This is a genomic window from Kitasatospora sp. NPDC001660 (genome assembly GCF_053596725.1).
In genome coordinates this window covers 1-17,710 of sequence record NZ_JBSFGU010000017.1, presented here as the reverse complement: position 1 = coordinate 17,710, position 17,710 = coordinate 1, and the positions used below count along the sequence as shown (strand labels likewise).

Sequence of the window (17,710 nt, the reverse complement as noted above, 5' to 3'; positions counted from 1 at the left end):
GGTGCAGGCCCGGCCCGTGCGGATGGGCGTTGCGGTCGGTGATCGTGTCGCCGAGGGCGCGGCAGCGGCCTGGAAGGAGCTTTGACAATGACCGATGGCGGCCACGTCCCGGGCGAGGGACTGCCGGAGCACCTGCACGCCGGGCCCGACCCGATCGGCGGCCCGGAGGGCGTCGCCGCCGCACCCGTGCAGGGCGTCGCACCCGTACCGGGTGTCATGACGGACGGCGGTGTGATCCCGAACCCCACCGGGCCCGGCCTCCACGGCGCGGTGCCGCCCGCCGTCGGCTTCATCCCGGCGCAGGGCCACCCGCAGGGCGTGCAGAACTACGGCGTGCCCGGCGAGGGCTGGGCGGTCGACCCGGGTGCCCCGCGCCCGGCTTTCCACTTCCTTGACCAGCCCGACCAGGCGGACGGGCTCGACGACGAGGACGACGTCCTGCTGATGCCCGGCCCGCAGGGCTCGTGGGGCGAGCCGCTCGGCACCGTCCCCGCCGAGCACGCCGCGGCCGGGCAGATCCCGACCGGACAGATCCCGGCTGGGCCGTTCCAGGACGGCATGCCGGTCGAGCCGTCCTGGCCGCCGGTGGAGCCGCCGGTGCCGGGTGCCGAGCACGCCCCGCAGGCCGTGCCCGTCGCGCCGGTGCCGCTGCAGGTCCAGGAGCCGGTGACGCCGGCTCAGCAGCCGCGCCGCCCGCTGCACGCCGGTCCGCCGATCCCGGACCCGTCGCTGATGACCGGCCAGGTCCCGGTCCGCTCGCTCGCCGACCGCGGCCCGTCCCAGGGCAGCACGCCCGCGCACGGCATTCCGGTCGTCGGCCGCCCCGCCGAGGCCCCGGCGCCGATGGCGGCGCCCGTCCCGGTCGCGCCGGTGCCGCCGGCCGTCGACGCGGTGCCGGTCACGGACGTGCCGGTCGCGCTGGTGGACGCTCAGCTCCCGCAGGCCGCGCAGGAGATCCCGGGCGGCGTGCAGGTGCCGCTCGGGGAGCCGGTCGCCGGGGGCGTGGCCGTGCCGACGGCCGGGGCGATCGAGGTCGTCGAGGTGGTCGAGGCCGCCGTCGCCGAGCCGGTCGTCGAGTCGGTGGCCGAGGCCGCGCCGCAGGCCGTCGAGCCGGTCGAGCCGGTCGTGGCGGTCGTGGCGGAGCCCTTCGAGGCCGCTCCGCAGGCTGTCGAGGCGCCCGTCGCCGAGGAGCCCGCGCAGGCTCCCACGTCCGCTGAGCAGGCCGGTCAGGCCGCGCAGCAGCCCCGCCGCATCTCCGCCTTCCTGGCCGCGCCGACCCCGCACGGCCTGCCGCAGGTCGAGGCGACCGAGCCGGCGCCGGTCGCCGAGGAGGCCGTTGCGCAGCAGCCCGCTCCCATAGCGCCTGCCGAGGCCGCGCCGCAGGCCGTCGTCGAGGGCGAGCCGGCGCAGCCCGCCGGGGCCGTCGTCGTGGAGGCGGCGCCGGTCGACGTCCAGGCGGCCGAGGGACAGGCTGTCGGGGGACAGGCCGTCGAGGGCCAGGCTGCCGAGGCCGCTCCGGTCGAGACCGCTCCGGTCGAGACCCAGGCGGTCGAAGCCCAGGCGGTCGACGCTCCGGCTGCCGAGGCTGCGGCCGTCGAGGGCGCGGAGCCGGTCGAGGCCGTCGCGCCCGAGGCCGAGCCGGTCGCCGCCGCACCGGTGGTCGTCGAGGGCGCCGAGGCCGCTCACGCCGAGCCGCAGGCCGCGGCCGAGACCGCGGCCGGCACCGGTGAGATGCCGTCCGGTCAGGCCGTCACCGCCGTCGAGGCCGGGCAGCCGCAGGAGGCCGCGCCCGTCGAGGCCCAGGTCGTCGAGGCCCCGGCCGAGCCGGCCGCCGAGGGTACCGAGCCCGCCGCCCCCGAGACCGAGCAGACCCGGGCCGCCGCCGAGGTGGTCGAGGCCGCCGAGCCCGCCGCCCCCGAGACCGAGCAGACCCGGGCCGCCGCCGAGATGGTCGAGGCCGCCGAGCCCGCCGCCGCCGAGACCCCGGAGACCGAGCCGCAGGCCGTCGCCGCCGAGGCCGAGCCCGCTCCCGTCGAGGGCGAGGCCACCGCAGACGCCACTGCCGGGCCCGCCCAGGAGGCCGCCGAGCAGTCGGCCTCCGACCAGCCGGACACGGACGAGCGGCCCGCCGACGCCCAGGAGACCGACGCCCAGGACGCCGAGCAGGAGCCCGCCGAGCCGCGCGGCCCCGCCGCCCCCGGCTACGACGACGCCGGCCGCGACGCCGTCCACCAGGTGATCCGCGAGCGCCGCGACATCCGCAACGGCTTCCGCCCGGACCCGATCCCGCACGAGGTGCTGATCCGCGTCCTGGAGGCCGCCCACACCGCGCCCAGCGTCGGCTACTCGCAGCCGTGGGACTTCGTGGTGATCCGCTCGGCCAAGACCCGCAAGCGGATGCACGCCCTGGCCGAGCGCCAGCGCGAGGCGTACGCGGACTCGCTGCCCAAGGGCCGCGCCAAGCAGTTCCGCGAGATCAAGATCGAGGCCATCCTCGACACCCCGGTCAACATCGTGGTCACCGCCGACCGCACCCGCGGCGGCCGGCACACCCTGGGCCGCCACACCCAGCCCCAGATGGCCCCGTACTCGGCCGCCCTGGCCGTCGAGAACCTCTGGCTGGCCGCCCGCGCCGAGGGCCTGGGCGTCGGCTGGGTGAGCTTCTTCGACGACGAGGAGCTGGTCCGCGAGCTCGGCCTGCCCGAGCACCTGGAGGTCGTCGCCTACCTGTGCGTCGGCTTCGTCGACTCCTTCCCGGACGAGCCCGAGCTGGAGCAGCAGGGCTGGGCCAAGAAGCGCCCGCTGTCCTGGGTCGTCCACGAGGAGCAGTACGGCAACCGCGCGCTGCCCGGCGAGGAGCCGCAGAGCCTGCTCGCCGACACCCTGCGCGGCATCCGCCCGCTGGACGCCAAGGCGCTCGGCGAGGCCTGGGACCGCCAGAAGCGGATGACCAAGCCGGCCGGCTCGCTCGGCATGCTGGAGATCATCTCCGCCCAGCTGTGCGGCCTGTCCCGCAAGTGCCCGCCGCCGGTCCCGGAGCCCGCCTGCGTCGCGATCTTCGCGGGCGACCACGGCGTGCACGCCCAGGGCGTCAGCCCCTGGCCGCAGGAGGTGACCGCCCAGATGGTCGGCAACTTCCTCGCCGGGGGAGCGGTGATCAACGCCTTCGCCAAGCAGATCGGCACCGAGGTCTGCGTGGTCGACGTCGGGGTCGCCGCCGAGCTGCCCGACGCCGTCCAGCAGGGCCGGGCCACCGGCCTGCTGCCGCGCAAGGTCAAGCCCGGCACCGACGACATGACCCAGGGCCCGGCGATGAGCCGCGAGGAGGCCCTCAAGGCGATCGAGGTCGGCATCGAGACCGCCCGCGACCTCGTCGCGGCCGGCAACAAGGCCCTGGTCACCGGCGACATGGGGATCGCCAACACCACCGCCTCGGCCGCCCTGATCTCGGTCTTCACCGGTCTCGACCCGGCCGAGGTCACCGGCCGCGGCACCGGCATCGACGACGAGATGCACGCCCACAAGGTCGAGGTCATCCGCGCCGCGCTGGCCCTGCACCAGCCCGACCCGGCCGACCCGATCGGCGTCCTGTGCGCCGTCGGCGGCCTGGAGCACGCCGCCATCGCCGGCTTCCTGCTGGGCGCCGCCTCGCTGCGCACCCCGGTCGTGCTGGACGGCGTGATCGCCGGTTCGGCCGCCCTGGTGGCCAAGGCGATCGCCCCCGAGGTGCTGGCGGCCTGCATCGCCGGCCACCGCTCCGCCGAGCCCGGCCACCAGGCCGCACTGGCGAAGCTCGGCCTGCGTCCGCTGATCGACCTGGACCTGCGGCTCGGCGAGGGCACCGGTGCCCTGCTGGCCCTGCCGCTGGTGCAGAGTGCGGCCCGCGCGATGCACGATGTAGCCACCTTCGACTCCGCCGGGGTCACCGAGAAGGCCTGACGTTCCCGTCACCGCTCCGCGGATCGGCCCGAGGGCGCGCCGGTTCGCGGAGCGGCGTCTGTCCGCACCCCCGCACCCTCACTCCCGATCAGGAGCACCGCCGATGACCGCGCCCACCCCGCACCCCAGCACCGAAGGCCGGACCCCCTACCCGGTCGGGTTGCTGCTCGCCGGTCGCCGCGTGGTCGTGGTGGGCGGCGGGCAGGTCGCGCAGCGCCGGCTGCCCGCGCTGATCGCCACCGGCGCGGACCTGCACCTGATATCCCCGGGCACCACTCCGGCCGTCCAGGCCATGGCCGACGCGGGCGAGCTCACCTGGCACGCCCGTCCCTACCGGGACGGCGACCTGGCCGACGCCTGGTACGCCCTGGTCGCCACCGACGACCCGGCGGTGAACGCGCAGGTCAGCGCCGAGGCCGAGCGCGAGCGGGTGTTCTGCGCCCGCAGTGACGACGCTGCCGCCGCGACCGCCTGGACCCCGGCCAGCGGCCGGGACGCGGGCGCCACCGTCGCCGTCCTCACCGGCGACCCGCGCCACTCCGCCGCCCTGCGCGACGCCATCGTGGACGGCCTGCGGGACGGCTCGCTGGCCGCCCGCCAGTACCGCGCCCACGGCGCCGGGGGTACCTCCCGGCCGTCAGGCCGGGGGAGCGTGGCGCTGGTCGGCGGCGGCCCCGGCGACCCGGACCTGATCACGGTGCGCGGCCGCCGCCTGCTCGCCGACGCGGACGTCGTCGTCGCCGACCGCCTCGCCCCGCGCGAGCTGCTGGCCGAACTGCCCGAGCACGTCGAGGTGATCGACGCCTCCAAGATCCCGTACGGCCGGTTCATGGCCCAGGAGGCGATCAACCGGACGCTGATCGAGCACGCCAAGGCCGGCAAGTTCGTGGTCCGGCTCAAGGGCGGCGACCCGTACGTCTTCGGCCGCGGCGGCGAGGAACTGCTCGCCTGCGCCGAGGCCGGGCTGCCGGTCACCGTGGTGCCGGGCATCTCCAGCTCGATCAGCGTCCCGGCGGCGGCCGGGGTGCCGGTCACCCACCGCGGCATGACGCACGAGTTCACCGTGATCTCCGGCCACGTCGGGCCGGACGACGAGCGCTCGCTCACCAACTGGGAGGCCGCTGCCAGGATGAGCGGCACCCTGGTGCTGCTCATGGCCGTGGACAAGATCGCGGCGATCGCGGCGAAGCTCGTCGAGCACGGCCGTCCGGCGGACACCCCGGTCGCGATCGTCCAGGAGGGCACCACCGCGGCCCAGCGCCGGGTGGACGCCACCCTGGCCACCGTCGGCGCCGTGGTCGAGGCCGAGGGGATCAAGCCGCCGGCGGTGATCGTCATCGGCGACGTGGTCAACGTGCTCGCGGCGGCCTTCCAGAAGTAGTCCCCGGAGCTTCCGGAAGCAGCCCCCGGAGCGGGAAGCCGGCCCACCCGACTTCCCGCTCCAAGGACGGCGCGCTACTCCAGCGGCTGCTCCGTCCAGATCACCTTCCCCGTCGCCGTGTACCGCGTCCCCCAGCGGTTCGCGAACTGCGCGACCAGGAACAGCCCGCGCCCGCCCTCGTCCGTCGTCGCCGCGTACCGCAGGTGCGGCGAGGTGCTGCTGCCGTCCGACACCTCGCAGATCAGCGACCGGTCCCGCAGCAGCCGCACCCGGATCGGCCCGGAGCTGTACCGGATCGCGTTGGTCACCAGCTCGCTCAGGATCAGCTCGGTGACGAACGCGGCCTCGTCCAGCTCCCACGCCGCCATCCGCTCCGTCACCGCCCTCCGGACCTGCCCCACGGCAGCCGGGTCGGACGGCACGTCCCACTCCGCCACCCGGTCCGTCGGCAGTACCCGGGTCCGCGCCACCAGCAGCGCGATGTCGTCCTGCGGATGTTCCGGCAGCAGGGCGCCCAGCACGTCCGCACAGGTCTGCTCCGGCGTGCGCGGTGGTCCGGTCAGCGCCGCCCGCAGCTGCTCCAGCCCCTCGTCGATGTCCCGGTCGCGGTCCTCCACGAGCCCGTCCGTGTACAGCACCAGCCGGCTGCCCTCCACCAGCTCCAGCTCGGCCGTCTCGAACGGCAGCATCGCCAGCCCCAGCGGCGGCCCGGTCGGCAGCTCCGGGAACCCCACCCGCCCGTCCGGGCCCACCACGGCCGGCGGCGGATGCCCGGCGCTCGCCAGCGTGCAGCGCCGCGTCACCGGGTCGTAGATCGCGTACAGGCAGGTCGCCCCGGCCAGCTCGGAGGCCTCCCCGCTCGCCGCCTCGTCCTGGTCGATCCGGTTCACCAGGTCGTCCAGGTGCCCCAGCAGCTCGTCCGGCGGCAGGTCGAGCGTCGAGAAGTTGTGGATCGCCGTGCGCAGCCGCCCCATCGTCGCCGCCGCGTGCAGCCCGTGCCCCACCACGTCCCCGACCACCAGCGCCACCCGCGCGCCCGGCAGCGGGATCACGTCGAACCAGTCCCCGCCCACGCCCTCCTGCGCCGGCAGGTACCGGTGCGCGACGTCCAGCGCGTTCTGCGCGGGCAGGCTGCGCGGCAGCAGGCTGTGCTGGAGGGTCACCGCCATCGCGTGCTCGCGGGTGAACCGGCGCGCGTTGTCGATGCACACCGCCGCACGGGCCACCAGTTCCTCCGCCAGCACCAGATCGTCCGCCTCGAACGGCTCCGCTCGGTCCGCCAGCCAGAACCGCGCCACCCCCAGCAGCACCCCGCCCGCCCGCAGCGGCACCCGCAGCAGCGAGTGCACCCCGTACGCCAGTACTTGCCGCGACCGCTCCGGGTCCTGCTCCCGCCACTCGGTCTCCTCGGCCAGGCGCGGCTCCAGCGTCGGCTCCTGGTTGCGCAGCGCCCCCGCCAGCGGCGTCGACGGCACCACGTCCAGCACCGTCCCCACCGGGTAGAAGGGCGCGTCGGCCCGGACACCCGCCACCGCCGCCCGGCGCATCCGCCCCAGCGACGGGCCCGGCGGCGGCTCCTCGCCCGCCAGCACCTGCTCGGCCAGGTCCACCGTCACGAAGTCCGCGAACCGCGGCACCGCAACGTGCGCCAGCTCCTCCGCGGTCCGCGTCATGTCCAGCGAATTGCCCACCGTCACCCCGGCGTCGTACAGCAGCCGCAGCCGGCGCTGCGCCACCTCGACCCGTCCGGACAGCGCCAGCAGCTCGGTGGAGTCGCGCAGGGTCGCCACGAAGCCGGGCGGGCCGCCGTGCCGGTCGGTGAGCCGGATGTTCACCGCCAGCAGCCGTTCCCCGGCCATCACCACCTGGTCGGTGACCGGCAGGTTGGCGGTCAGCAGTTCCTCGGGAGCGCGTTCCAGGCCCAGCTCGGTCACCAGCCGCCCCTCGGCGTCAGGCGGCAGGCCGAGCAGCCGGCGCGCCTCGTCGTTGCAGAGCAGCAGGCGCTCGTCTTCGTCGACGATCAGCACGCCCTCGCGCACCGCGTGCAGCACGGCCGCGTGGTGCTCGTACATCCGGGTCATCTCGGCCGGCCCGAGCCCGTGCGTCTGGCGCCGCAGCCGCCGGCTGATCAGCGCCGTCCCGAGCATCGCCAGCGCGACCGCGCCCGCGGTGGCGCCCAGAACCACCGGCAGCTGCCGCTCGCTCACGGTGCTCACGTTCGCGAGCGTGACGCCTGCCGAGACCAGCCCGGCCACCGAGCCGTCCGGCGCGTACACCGGGACGACCGCCTGCACCAGCGGGCCGAGCGTCCCGTTGACCTGCTCGACCACCACGTGCCCGTGCAGGGCGGGTTCGTAGGTGCCGATGAATTTCTGGCCGATCCGAGCCGGGTCGGGGCCGGTGTAGCGGATGCCGTCGTTGTTCATGACGACGATGAAGTCGACGCCCGACGCGACTCGTGCGGCCTGCGCCTCCGGCTGCAGGATCGCCGTCGGATCGGGGGAGTGCAACGCTTCGACGATGCCCGGCGAATGGGCGAAGGTCTGCGCGACCGCGACCGACCGGCTGCGGGCCTGGTTGTCCGCGTCGTTGCGGGACTGCACGACGAGCGCCACCCCGGCGGCCACCACGACCAGCAGCACCACGAGGATCTGCAGCACGAGCACCTGACCGGCCACGGACCGGAGCTTCACCGGCCACGCGCGACGGGTGCGCGGCTGCTGTTGCCGACCGTTAGGGCGTCCACCGGAGGAGCCGGCGGAACCAGTGGCACCAGAGGCCGACGGAGCCCATGATCGACCCGGGAATCGGGCCATACGGTCATGTTTGCACTCCGATCGCCGCGGGGCCAAGGTCAAGCCGCCCGCCGCCTTCGGCCGTTTGGCCTTCACCGCCCGGGCTTGGCAAGATCGCAGGGTGTCCGAACCCAGCACCATCACCGACCCGGCCGACCTCCGCCTCGCCGACTACACCGGCCTCACCGACGTCGAACTGCGCCGCCGGCGCGAGCCCGCCGAGGGCCTGTTCATCGCGGAGGGGGAGAAGGTCATCCGCCGCGCCCTCGCCGCCGGCTACCGCATGCGGTCGATGCTGCTGACCCCCAAGTGGCTGGACGTCATGGCCGACGTCATCGCCGAGGCCGACGCCCCCGTCCACGTCGTCGAACCGGCCCTCGCCGAGGCCGTCACCGGCTACCACGTGCACCGCGGCGCCCTCGCCTCGATGGAGCGCAAGCCCCTCCCGGACGCCGCCGCCGTGCTGGCGGGCGCCCGCCGGGTCGCCGTCCTCGAAGGCCTGGTCGACCACACCAACCTCGGCGCGATCTTCCGCAGCGCCGCCGCCCTCGGCATGGACGCCGTCCTCCTGTCACCCGACTGCGCCGACCCGCTCTACCGGCGCGCCGTCAAGGTCTCGATGGGCGCCGTCTTCGCCGTCCCCTACGCGCGCCTCGACCCCTGGCCCACCGCCCTGACCACCGTCCGCGACGCCGGATTCACCCTCCTCGCCCTCACCCCCGCCGAGACCGCCGTCGACCTGTCGACCCTGGCCCCGCAGCACCTCCCCAAGACCGCGCTGATGCTCGGAGCCGAAGGCGACGGCCTCACCCCCAACGCCATCAAGGCCGCCGACCGCCCCGTCCGCATCCCGATGGCCCACGGCATCGACTCCCTCAACGTCGGCGCAGCAGCAGCCGTGGCCTTCTACGCCGTGACGACCCCATAGCCCGGGTCCCGCCGAACTGTCCCGCCTTCCCCCTCAGCCCCCGGCGGCCACAGCCCTTGTGCCCCCGCCTGCCTCAATCCCCGTGCCCGGCCAGGGACGCGGGGAACTGCGCACGGCGGGCGGCGACGACCCGCACGTTCCCGCCGAGCCGCTTTCCGACCCCACCTCGGCGTCGGCCCGGCCGGCTTCCCGCTCTCAGCCCGCCGGAGCAGTCGGCGGAGCCGGGGCCGCGGCGGCCGGGGCAATGGCGGTGAGGCCCGCGCCGCCGGAGGCGCCCGCCCCGGGCCAGGATTCGTCGAGGGAGCCGTCCGGCCGGACGGTGTAGCGGGTGGAGGTGACGGCCCCCGTCTGGGCGACGCGTTCCTCCCTGACCACCGCCCCGCCGTCGAGCCGCCAGGAGGCCGTGGCCTGCGGATCGGCGGTCGAAGAGCGCGTGGCGGCAGCGACCGGGCTGTTCCCGGCGAAGGTGTACAGCTGTACGAGGTCGACCGGCACCGACCCCTCCGCCCGGCGGAGCACGACCACCGTCGCCGGCGCCCCCTTGTACCGGGCCGGCAGCACCGAGCTGAGCGCGAGCTGCGGCCCGCCCGTGGCCGAGCGTCCGTCCCGGAGCGCGATCCCCGGGCCGCCCGCTGCGTCGGGGTACGTGCGGTTGGGCCAGTCCACGGCCGGCCCGGCCCCCTGGGCCGGGGCCAACGCCAGGTCGGCGGGGCCGGAGCCCGAGCCCGCCCCACCCCGCGCCGCCACCACCGGCGTCGACGAAGGCGTCGGCGACGGCGCCACCGAAGGCGTGGCGGTCACCGCCGTGCCGTCCACCGACGTCCTGCCCACCGCCCGCTCGGCGGGGGAGACGACCATCGCCGGCAAGCCCGAGGGCCGAAGCCCCTGGTTGCTCCGGTTCTCGCACCCCTGCGCCACCGCGATGGCCAGCGCCACCCCGATCGTCACCGTCACGAAGACGACGAGCCGCTGCCGCAGCAGCCGCTGCCGCGCGGTGGTGGGCCGCCCGGGGGCGGGGGTGTGCTGACGGTCCCGGAGCCGCCCGCGGTCGCGGCCGCCGGAGTGGCCGCCGAAGTGGCCGGGCGTCGGCGTCTGCTGACGGTCCCGGACCGGCCGGCCCCCCGACGCCGCCTCGGGTCTGGGGTGTGGAGCGGCCGCCCCCTGCGGGCGCCGCTGCGCCTCGCCGGGCCCGGCGGGCCCCAGCCGGCTTCCCGCCGCCGCCCGGGCGTGTGCCGCGGCCGCCGGGTCCGGCGACCGCCCGGGCGCGGGCACCCCGTGCCGCACACCGCCCGAAGCGTCCGCCCCGGGCACGGGTGCCGTCGCAGCGCGCCGCGTGACGCGCCCGCCGCCGTTGGTCGCCGCTCCCCGTGCCGCGAGCTCGCTGAGCCGCTCGTGCAGGGCGGCCGCGCCGGGCCGTTCGCCGGGCTCCTTGGCCAGGCAGGCCCGGATCAGCGGTGCGAGCTGGGGCGGTACGGCCGACAGGTCGGGCTCCTCGTGCACGACCCGGTACAGCATGACCTCCGACGAGGCCCCGGACCCGAACGGTGTGTCCCCGGTGAGCGCGTACGCGAGGGTCGCGCCGAAGGCGAACACGTCGGTCGCGGGCGTGACGGCGACCCCGCGGACCTGCTCGGGCGCGAGGAAGCCGGGGGAGCCGACGGCGGTGCCGACGTGGGTGAGCGTGCTGGCGCCGCGCGACCAGGCGATGCCGAAGTCGATGATCCGGGGACCGCGGGGCGAGAGCAGGATGTTGGAGGGCTTGAGGTCGCGGTGGACGACGCCGGCCTCGTGGACCTTGACGAGCCCGTCGGCGAGCGCGGCGCCGATCCGGGCGGCCTCCTGCCAGCTGAGCGGCCCCTCGTCGCCGACGCGCTTGTAGAGGGAGGGCCCGGGCACGTAGGCGGTGGCGAGCCACGGACGGTCGGCCTCGATGTCGGAGCCGACGACGCGGGCGGTGCAGCCGCCGCGGATGCGCGAGGCGGCGGCGATCTCGCGGGCGAAGCGGGTGCGGAACTCCTGGTCCTCGGCGAGCTCGGCGCGGATCAGTTTGAGGGCGACCCGTTGCCCGCGCCGGTCGGAGCCGAGGTAGACGACGCCCATGCCGCCGGCCCCCAGTCGCCGGTGGAGGCGGTACGGCCCGACGATGCGGGGGTCCTCACGCCTCAGCCGCATCATCGCCATGTCCGTTCCCCGTCAGCCTGTGGGTGAGGCCCCGTCGGTTGGGGCATCGTCAGTTCCTGTCTGGCACAGCTTACGGACTGCCCGATGCGGTGTGCTGATACGCAACACCTCAAGCCACCGTGTGATTGTCGGATCTTGCACTGACCTGCTGGTCATGGGGGTGGCGAGACGGTTCTCGGGGTCGCCTCTCAGGGTTCCCTCGGGGACCGGGCGAAGAGGGTCTCCCCCTCCGGTAGTAGTCCCCAAGTCTGAGCGTCATCCTCCGGGAGGCCCGAGGAACAATACGACGGCATGACGCCCGGATGGCCCCCTGCGCCATAGCGTTGTCCTCAGCGGTGGACGGGAGCTCGTCCCCCGAGGTAAGCCGTCCACCGCGCCAACTCGACCGGAAGAACGGCTCCGAGACCGGATCAGGAGTAAGGGCATGGCACCGCAGCTCACGGGAACCCCCCGCCGCCGTCGGCCGGCCTTCACGCTGCCCCGCTCCGCGGAGCCCACTCGTCACCCCGCGGTGGCGCTGGCCATGGCCCTGCCGTGCGCGGTGCTGCTGGTGGCGCTGTTCGGCGGCTGGGACCAGATGGCGCACCAGGCCCAGGTGGTCATCGATCTGATCACCCACTGAGACTTGGCCGGCCCCGTGGCCGGCCGCAGAACGGGCACTGATCCCCTGGGGACGGGGAGCCAGTGTCGCCGGGGAGGCCGCGCCCGCGTTGAGACGCGGACGGGCGAGGAGCGGTGCGCAGAGCACCCCGGCAGGCGGAGACGCCGCGTACGGACGTCGGTGAGGGCGACCGTACGCGGCTCTTCTCTTTGCGGGCACGCCTCGCGCGCACGCCGGGAACGCCGAAACGGCCGGGGCCGCGACCCTCATGGATCGCGGCCCCGGCCGTTACTGTGCGCGATACTGGGATTGAACCAGTGACCCCTACCGTGTCAAGGTAGTGCTCTCCCGCTGAGCTAATCGCGCCTGGTGTGGCGGTCCTGCAGCAGACCCCGGAGGGCCCGACGTGCGCGATACTGGGATTGAACCAGTGACCCCTACCGTGTCAAGGTAGTGCTCTCCCGCTGAGCTAATCGCGCCTGGTGTGGCGGTCCTGCAGCAGACCCCGGAGGATCCGACGTGCGCGATACTGGGATTGAACCAGTGACCCCTACCGTGTCAAGGTAGTGCTCTCCCGCTGAGCTAATCGCGCGGGGAGGTCTCCCGGCCGAACCGGGTGATCCTCTTGGAGGTGGAGACGGGATTTGAACCCGTGTACACGGCTTTGCAGGCCGTTGCCTCGCCTCTCGGCCACTCCACCAGGCAACACTCGAAGAACGATCTTACACTGTTCTCCATCGAGCGGACGACGAGATTCGAACTCGCGACCCTCACCTTGGCAAGGTGATGCTCTACCAACTGAGCCACGTCCGCCTGTCTCCCGGGACCTTCACCGCTTTTCTCCGGCTGCGCTCCCTGGCGACGTGTTGAACTCTAGCGGATTCCCGGGCCAGCTAAAAATCCGTTCCCGCAGCGTGCACTCGGTGCACACCCGAAAGCCGCTCGCGCCTGCTCGTCCCGCCGTACGCCCCCGGGCCCGTTGAGCGCTCCCGACCTACACTTCAGGCACCGCCGCCCAAGCACCACCGCGCAGGAGAACCGTGTCCGGCCGCACCGCCCCCCACAGCCCGCTCGCCCGCTTCGGCGGCCGCCTCGCCACCGGCCTGCGCGACGTCACCTCGGACCCGGCCGCGCTCGACTCCACCGGCTACTGGGCCGTGGCCCACGACTTCGAGGGCCGCCTCACCTGTGCCCGCTTCGACGACGTCCGCCCCGCCCCCGCGCCCCCCTCCGGCGCCGGCTGGCGCGGACCGGATGCCGGCAGCTGGCACAGCTCCCTGGACCGCGCCGCCTACACGGCGGGCGTCCGCCGCATCCGCGAGCACATAGCCGCCGGCGAGGTCTACCAGGCCAACCTCTGCCGCGTGCTCTCCGCACCGCTGCCCGACCCCGACCGCAGCGACATCGACGCCCTCACCGGACTGCTCGCCCACGGCAACCCCGCCCCCTATGCCGGCACCATCCGCCTGCCCGACCACGGCGTCGAGATCGCCACCGCCTCGCCCGAGCTCTACCTGCGCCGCACCGCCCGCGCCGTCTCCTCCGGCCCGATCAAGGGCACCGGCCGCACCGAGGACGACCTCCTCGACAAGGACCACGCCGAGAACGTGATGATCGTCGACCTGGTCCGCAACGACCTCGGCCGCGTCTGCGCGACCGGCAGCGTCACCGTCCCCGACCTGTGCGCCGTCGAGAAGCACCCCGGCCTCGTCCACCTCGTTTCCACCGTCGAGGGCACCCTGCGCGAGGGCGCCGGCTGGCCCGAGCTCCTGGACGCCACCTTCCCGCCCGGATCCGTCACCGGCGCACCCAAGTCCAGCGCCCTGCGGATCATCGAAGCCCTCGAAACCGCTCCCCGCGGCCCCTATTGCGGCGCCGTCGGCTGGGTCGACGCCGACCGCGGCGAGGGCGAACTCGCCGTCGGCATCCGCACCTTCTGGATCGACCGCACCGACCCCGCCACCCCCGTGCTGCGCTTCGGCACCGGCGCCGGCATCACCTGGGGCTCCGACCCCGACCGCGAGTGGGCCGAAACCGAACTGAAGGCCGCCCGCCTGGTCGCGATAGCGTCGGGCAGCGAAACCCCCTGAAGAACCTCCCTGAAGCCACCCTGCCGAGGAGCAGCGCTCGATGCACACCCCCACCAAGAGCTGGGTCAACGGCACGCTCGTCGACTCCGGAGAGGCCGCCGTCTCCGTCCTCGACCACGGACTCACCACCGGCGACGGCGTCTTCGAGACCATGAAGGCCGCCGACGGCGAGGCCTTCGCCCTCACCCGCCACCTCGACCGCCTCACCCGCTCCGCCCGCGGCCTCGGCCTGCCCGACCCCGACCACGACCAGGTCCGCGAGGCCTGCGCCCAGGTCCTCGCCGCCAACCCCATGCCGCTCGGCCGACTGCGCGTCACCTACACCGGCGGCAACGCCCCCCTCGGCTCCGAGCGCGGCGACTCCGGCGCCACCCTCGTCGCCGCCATCGGCGCCGTGAACCGGCGCCCCGACACCACCGCCGTCGCCGTCGTCCCCTGGCGCCGCAACGAACACAGCGCCGTCGCCGGCCTCAAGACCACCTCCTACGCCGAGAACGTCGTCGCCCTCGCCGCCGCCCACCGCGCCGACGCCTCCGAGGCCCTGTTCGCGAACACCGCCGGCCTGCTCTGCGAGGGCACCGGCTCGAACGTCTTCGTCGTCATCGGCGGCCGGCTGCTCACCCCCACCCTCGCCTCCGGCTGCCTGGCCGGCATCACCCGCGCCCTCGTCATCGAGTGGTGCGGCGCCGAGGAGACCGACCTCCCGCTCGAAGCCCTCCAGGACGCCGAGGAGGTCTTCCTGACCTCCACCCTGCGCGACGTCCAGGCCGTCACCCGCGTCGACGACCGCGAACTGCCCGGGATCGGCCCGGTCACCGCCAAGGCCATGGCCGTCTTCGCCGAGCGCAGCGGCGACGACCTCGACCCGTGATCCGCCTCCCGCGGATAACCCGCCCGGCGTGGGGAAGGGACCACCACATGACCTCCACGCTGCGCCCCGAGGGCCCCGAGACACCCACCCCCGCGGGGGGCTGCACCAGACGCTGGCAGATCTGCGCCAACGGCCGTCCGGTCGGTGCACTGCGCACCACCGCCGTCCCGCACGGTAGCCAACTCTGGGGCGAGATCGCCGAGTTGGAGATCCATGAAGGGCGCGGCCGGGGTCGCGGGACGTTCGGCGCACTGGCCGCGGAGGAGGTGCTGCGCGGCTGGGGCTGCACCCGCGTGGACGTCAGCGTCCCCGAGCCCGCGCAGGTCGCCCGCGGCCTCGCCGCCGCCCTCGGGTACACCGAGCGGATGCGGAACCTGGCCAAGCGCCTGACCATGCCCCCCGGCCTGCCCGCCGGCGTCACCGCGCGAGCGATCGGAGCCGAGGAATTCCCGGCCTGGCTCGACCGGGCCGCGGAGGACTACGTCCGCTCGCTGCGGGACTCGGGCCTCACCGAGGAGCAGTCCCGCGCCAAATCCGGCGTTGACCACCAGCGCCTGCTCCCGCGGGGCGCGGACAGCCCCGGCGTCGCCCTGCGCCGCCTCTGCGGCGCCGACGGCGCCGAGCCGCTCGGCTCGCTCTGGGTGGACCTCCACCTGCGCGACCTGCCGGACGGCGAACCCCTCGCCTGGGTCATGGTCGTCGAGGTGTCCCCGGTCCACCGGGGCCGGGGACACGGCCGCACGCTGATGCTGCTCGCCGAACGCGAGTGCCTGGCCGCCGGTGTCCACACCCTCGGCCTGAACGTCTTCACCGCCAACGAGGTCGCGATCCGGCTCTACGCCTCGCTCGGCTACGAGGTCACCAACCGCCTCTACGGCAAGCCGCTGTGAGCTGACGCACCGTCAGGACGCCTTCTCCTCCTCGATGATGGCGACGATCCGGGCGCGCAGGCCGTCCTGGCTCTGCCCGCCGTCCAGCCGCTTCCCGGCGATCACGTACGTCGGGGTGCCCTTCACCCCGATCGCCCTGCCCTCGGCCTGGTCGGCGTCCACGGTCAGCATGTGCCGGCCGTCGATCAGCGCCGTGTCGACCTCCTCGGCGTCCACCCCGGTCTCGCGCGCGACGTCCAGCAGCACCTGCTGCCCCTTCGCGTCCAGCTCCTCGACCCGGGCCAGCAGCGCCTCCACGAAGGGCCACCCCAGCCCCTGCGCGAACGCCTCCTCGGCCGCCTCGGCGGCCGCGTAGGCGTGCTTGTGCTTCTCCAGCGGGAAGTGCCGCAGCTCCACCTGCAGCGCGTCGCCGTACTGCGCACGAAGCGCCCGTACGTCGTCCAGGGCGGTGCGGCAGTCCGGGCACTGGAGGTCGCACCAGAACTCGAGACGGGGAAGGGAACCATCGATCATTCCCCCAGTGTTCCATTAGTGGGCCTCCGCGCCGCCCCGCGGTGTGCCCGAGGGCCGAGTGACAGGAGGCACCGATGACCAGGACGACCGGACACGACGGGGCACGGCCGTGCTGACCGCGGCCTTCGGCTTCGCGCTCACGGCGGCCGGCGTCGCCGTCGCGGGCCTGCGCGCCTACCGACGCCGCTTCCTCTCCGCGACCCGCTGGTTCGCCGTCGCCCTGCTGCCCGCCGGCCTCTACCTGACCGGCCTGTTCCCCGTCGCCCGCACGATCGGCGACGAGTTCGCCAAGTGGGCCGCCAGACTGGTCTTCGACCCCCGCGTCTGGACCGGCATCGTGCTGCTCGGCATCTCCGTCGCCCTGCTGCTCACCACACGCTTCGTGAGCCGCCGCGGCGCGGTCGGGGCCCCGGAGACCCACTCGGCGGCGCCCGGGGCGCCCGAGCGGCCCGCGGTGGCGCAGCCGGAGCAGGCGCCGAGGAGGGCGGCGGCGAAGAAGCAGGACGACGGCCTCGGCGACTTCGCCGACATCGAGGAGATCCTCCGCAAGCGCGGGATCTGACCGGGGCCCGGAGCGGTACGGGCGGCGGCCTCAGCTGGAGGGCACGGCCTCCGCCGAGCGCTGCCGCGCCCGGTACGCGGCGACGTGGAGCCGGTTCCCGCAGGTGCGGCTGTCGCAGTAGCGGCGGGAGCGGTTGCGCGAGAGGTCCACGAAGACGCGTGCGCAGTCCGGCGCCTCGCAGCGGCGCAGCCGCTCGCTCTCGCCCGCCATGAAGATGAACGCCAGCGCCATGCCCAGCTCGGCGGCCAGGTGGTCGCCGAGCGCGGCGTGCGGCGCGAAGTAGTGGATGTGCCACCCGTGGTGGTCGTGGTTGATCAGCCGGGGCGTCGTCCCGGCTGCCGCGACGATCGCGTTGACCAGCTCGGACGCCGCCGCGGTGGACTCGGTGCCGAACACCTCGCGCAGTCGCGAGCGCAGCTCCTGCACGCTGCCCAGGTCGTCCTCGGTGAGCGAGTCGATCTCGCTGATCTCCTGGCGGATCACGAAGGCGTCCAGCGCGGCCACGTCCGGCAGCAGCTCGGTGCCGCAGACCTCGGGCGCGGTGTTGAGCAGCTCGACGAGGGTGCTCAGTGCGCACTCGGTGTCATGGGTGATCAGCACGTGGGGACTCCTCGCGGAGGGGGACTGCGTTACCCCGCGTCTGCGGTTACCCCAGACCATACCGGGCCGTGCGGCGGAAGGACGGCGCCTTCTTTCGAAGGTATGTACGGATGGCGTCAATGTGACGGAAAGTGGACGGCGGTCAATCGAATAACGCGCGCAAATGATCGATCCGCCACCGAAAACCAGCGGCGCCCGGCACCGGGGCCGACCACCCGAAGGGGTGGCCGGCCCCGGTGCCGGGCGCCTGCGGTGCTGCGGCCCCGCTCCCACCAGAGCGGGGACCCCGCGCAAGACCGCCGACGCCGAGGTCCCGGACGTCTTCGAGGGCATCGGCTCGGCCCTGCAGACCGGCAAGG

At 74.6% G+C, this 17,710-nt stretch carries 12 protein-coding genes, 5 tRNA genes and 1 pseudogene; 9 read left to right on the top strand and 9 right to left on the bottom strand.

All coding sequences use genetic code 11. The features are described 5' to 3' along the window. The first annotated feature begins 87 nt into the window (after positions 1-87). Both cobT and cobA read left to right on the top strand, forming a co-directional pair. Entirely contained in the window at positions 88-3,939 is a 3,852-nt protein-coding gene (cobT, locus tag ACWCXH_RS19875) for a nicotinate-nucleotide--dimethylbenzimidazole phosphoribosyltransferase (RefSeq protein ID WP_449802737.1), read from the top strand. A gap of 103 nt (positions 3,940-4,042) precedes the next feature. Next, positions 4,043-5,320, top strand: coding sequence for a uroporphyrinogen-III C-methyltransferase (cobA, locus tag ACWCXH_RS19870; protein ID WP_449802736.1), 1,278 nt, complete (start codon positions 4,043-4,045; stop codon positions 5,318-5,320). Positions 5,321-5,394: 74 nt separating this feature from the next. On the opposite strand, the gene ACWCXH_RS19865 is transcribed toward cobA, so the two are convergent. Further along, positions 5,395-8,136, bottom strand: a complete 2,742-nt coding sequence (locus tag ACWCXH_RS19865) for a SpoIIE family protein phosphatase (protein WP_449802735.1) — start codon at positions 8,134-8,136, stop codon at positions 5,395-5,397. A 100-nt stretch (positions 8,137-8,236) separates the two neighbouring features. Here ACWCXH_RS19865 and ACWCXH_RS19860 point away from each other — a divergent pair, with 100 nt between their 5' ends. After that, positions 8,237-9,043, top strand: a complete 807-nt coding sequence (locus tag ACWCXH_RS19860) for a TrmH family RNA methyltransferase (RefSeq protein ID WP_449802734.1) — start codon at positions 8,237-8,239, stop codon at positions 9,041-9,043. Positions 9,044-9,973: 930 nt separating this feature from the next. On the opposite strand, the pseudogene ACWCXH_RS19855 reads toward ACWCXH_RS19860, so the two are convergent. After that, positions 9,974-11,224 (bottom strand): annotated as a pseudogene (locus ACWCXH_RS19855) (protein kinase domain-containing protein); the annotation flags it as partial. Positions 11,225-11,648: 424 nt separating this feature from the next. Here ACWCXH_RS19855 and ACWCXH_RS19850 point away from each other — a divergent pair. Next, positions 11,649-11,846, top strand: coding sequence for a hypothetical protein (locus tag ACWCXH_RS19850; RefSeq protein WP_449802733.1), 198 nt, complete (start codon positions 11,649-11,651; stop codon positions 11,844-11,846). 273 nt (positions 11,847-12,119) lie between these two features. On the opposite strand, the gene ACWCXH_RS19845 is transcribed toward ACWCXH_RS19850, so the two are convergent. From ACWCXH_RS19845 to ACWCXH_RS19825, 5 genes are all read right to left on the bottom strand, one after another. Continuing rightward, positions 12,120-12,191: transfer RNA gene (locus tag ACWCXH_RS19845), tRNA-Val, on the bottom strand. A gap of 41 nt (positions 12,192-12,232) precedes the next feature. Beyond that, a tRNA-Val gene (locus tag ACWCXH_RS19840) sits at positions 12,233-12,304 on the bottom strand. A gap of 41 nt (positions 12,305-12,345) precedes the next feature. Beyond that, positions 12,346-12,417, bottom strand: a tRNA-Val gene (locus tag ACWCXH_RS19835). A 34-nt stretch (positions 12,418-12,451) separates the two neighbouring features. Further along, a tRNA-Cys gene (locus ACWCXH_RS19830) sits at positions 12,452-12,525 on the bottom strand. A gap of 40 nt (positions 12,526-12,565) precedes the next feature. After that, a tRNA-Gly gene (locus tag ACWCXH_RS19825) sits at positions 12,566-12,638 on the bottom strand. Positions 12,639-12,865: 227 nt separating this feature from the next. Between ACWCXH_RS19825 and ACWCXH_RS19820 the strand changes: the two genes are divergently transcribed. The 3 genes from ACWCXH_RS19820 to ACWCXH_RS19810 are packed head-to-tail and all read left to right on the top strand — an operon-like array spanning position 12,866 to position 15,676. Next, positions 12,866-13,915 carry a chorismate-binding protein gene (locus tag ACWCXH_RS19820; protein ID WP_449802732.1) on the top strand — a complete coding sequence of 350 codons (1,050 nt, stop codon included), beginning with the start codon at positions 12,866-12,868 and terminating at the stop codon, positions 13,913-13,915. 40 nt (positions 13,916-13,955) lie between these two features. Then, entirely contained in the window at positions 13,956-14,786 is an 831-nt protein-coding gene (locus ACWCXH_RS19815) for an aminotransferase class IV (protein WP_449802731.1), read from the top strand. A gap of 47 nt (positions 14,787-14,833) precedes the next feature. Further along, entirely contained in the window at positions 14,834-15,676 is an 843-nt protein-coding gene (locus ACWCXH_RS19810) for a GNAT family N-acetyltransferase (protein WP_449802730.1), read from the top strand. 12 nt (positions 15,677-15,688) lie between these two features. Here ACWCXH_RS19810 and ACWCXH_RS19805 read toward each other — a convergent pair whose 3' ends face one another. After that, positions 15,689-16,189, bottom strand: a complete 501-nt coding sequence (locus ACWCXH_RS19805; protein ID WP_449802729.1) for a DsbA family protein — start codon at positions 16,187-16,189, stop codon at positions 15,689-15,691. 109 nt (positions 16,190-16,298) lie between these two features. On the opposite strand from ACWCXH_RS19805, the gene ACWCXH_RS19800 reads away from it, so the two are divergent. Then, positions 16,299-16,751, top strand: a complete 453-nt coding sequence (locus ACWCXH_RS19800; RefSeq protein WP_449802728.1) for a hypothetical protein — start codon at positions 16,299-16,301, stop codon at positions 16,749-16,751. A gap of 30 nt (positions 16,752-16,781) precedes the next feature. Here ACWCXH_RS19800 and ACWCXH_RS19795 read toward each other — a convergent pair whose 3' ends face one another. Next, positions 16,782-17,351, bottom strand: coding sequence for a CGNR zinc finger domain-containing protein (locus ACWCXH_RS19795; RefSeq protein WP_449802727.1), 570 nt, complete (start codon positions 17,349-17,351; stop codon positions 16,782-16,784). A gap of 163 nt (positions 17,352-17,514) precedes the next feature. Between ACWCXH_RS19795 and ACWCXH_RS19790 the strand changes: the two genes are divergently transcribed. Beyond that, a partial coding sequence (locus ACWCXH_RS19790; RefSeq protein WP_449802726.1) for a hypothetical protein occupies positions 17,515-17,710 on the top strand: 196 nt, incomplete at its 3' end.

Coding starts and splice junctions, on each gene's coding strand:
- ACWCXH_RS19805 (WP_449802729.1), bottom strand. CDS start 16,189: ATGATCGATGGTTCCCTTCCCCGTCTCGAGTTCTGGTGCGACCTCCAG.
- ACWCXH_RS19850 (WP_449802733.1), top strand. CDS start 11,649: ATGGCACCGCAGCTCACGGGAACCCCCCGCCGCCGTCGGCCGGCCTTC.
- cobT (WP_449802737.1), top strand. CDS start 88: ATGACCGATGGCGGCCACGTCCCGGGCGAGGGACTGCCGGAGCACCTG.
- ACWCXH_RS19815 (WP_449802731.1), top strand. CDS start 13,956: ATGCACACCCCCACCAAGAGCTGGGTCAACGGCACGCTCGTCGACTCC.
- ACWCXH_RS19865 (WP_449802735.1), bottom strand. CDS start 8,136: ATGGCCCGATTCCCGGGTCGATCATGGGCTCCGTCGGCCTCTGGTGCC.
- ACWCXH_RS19810 (WP_449802730.1), top strand. CDS start 14,834: ATGACCTCCACGCTGCGCCCCGAGGGCCCCGAGACACCCACCCCCGCG.
- cobA (WP_449802736.1), top strand. CDS start 4,043: ATGACCGCGCCCACCCCGCACCCCAGCACCGAAGGCCGGACCCCCTAC.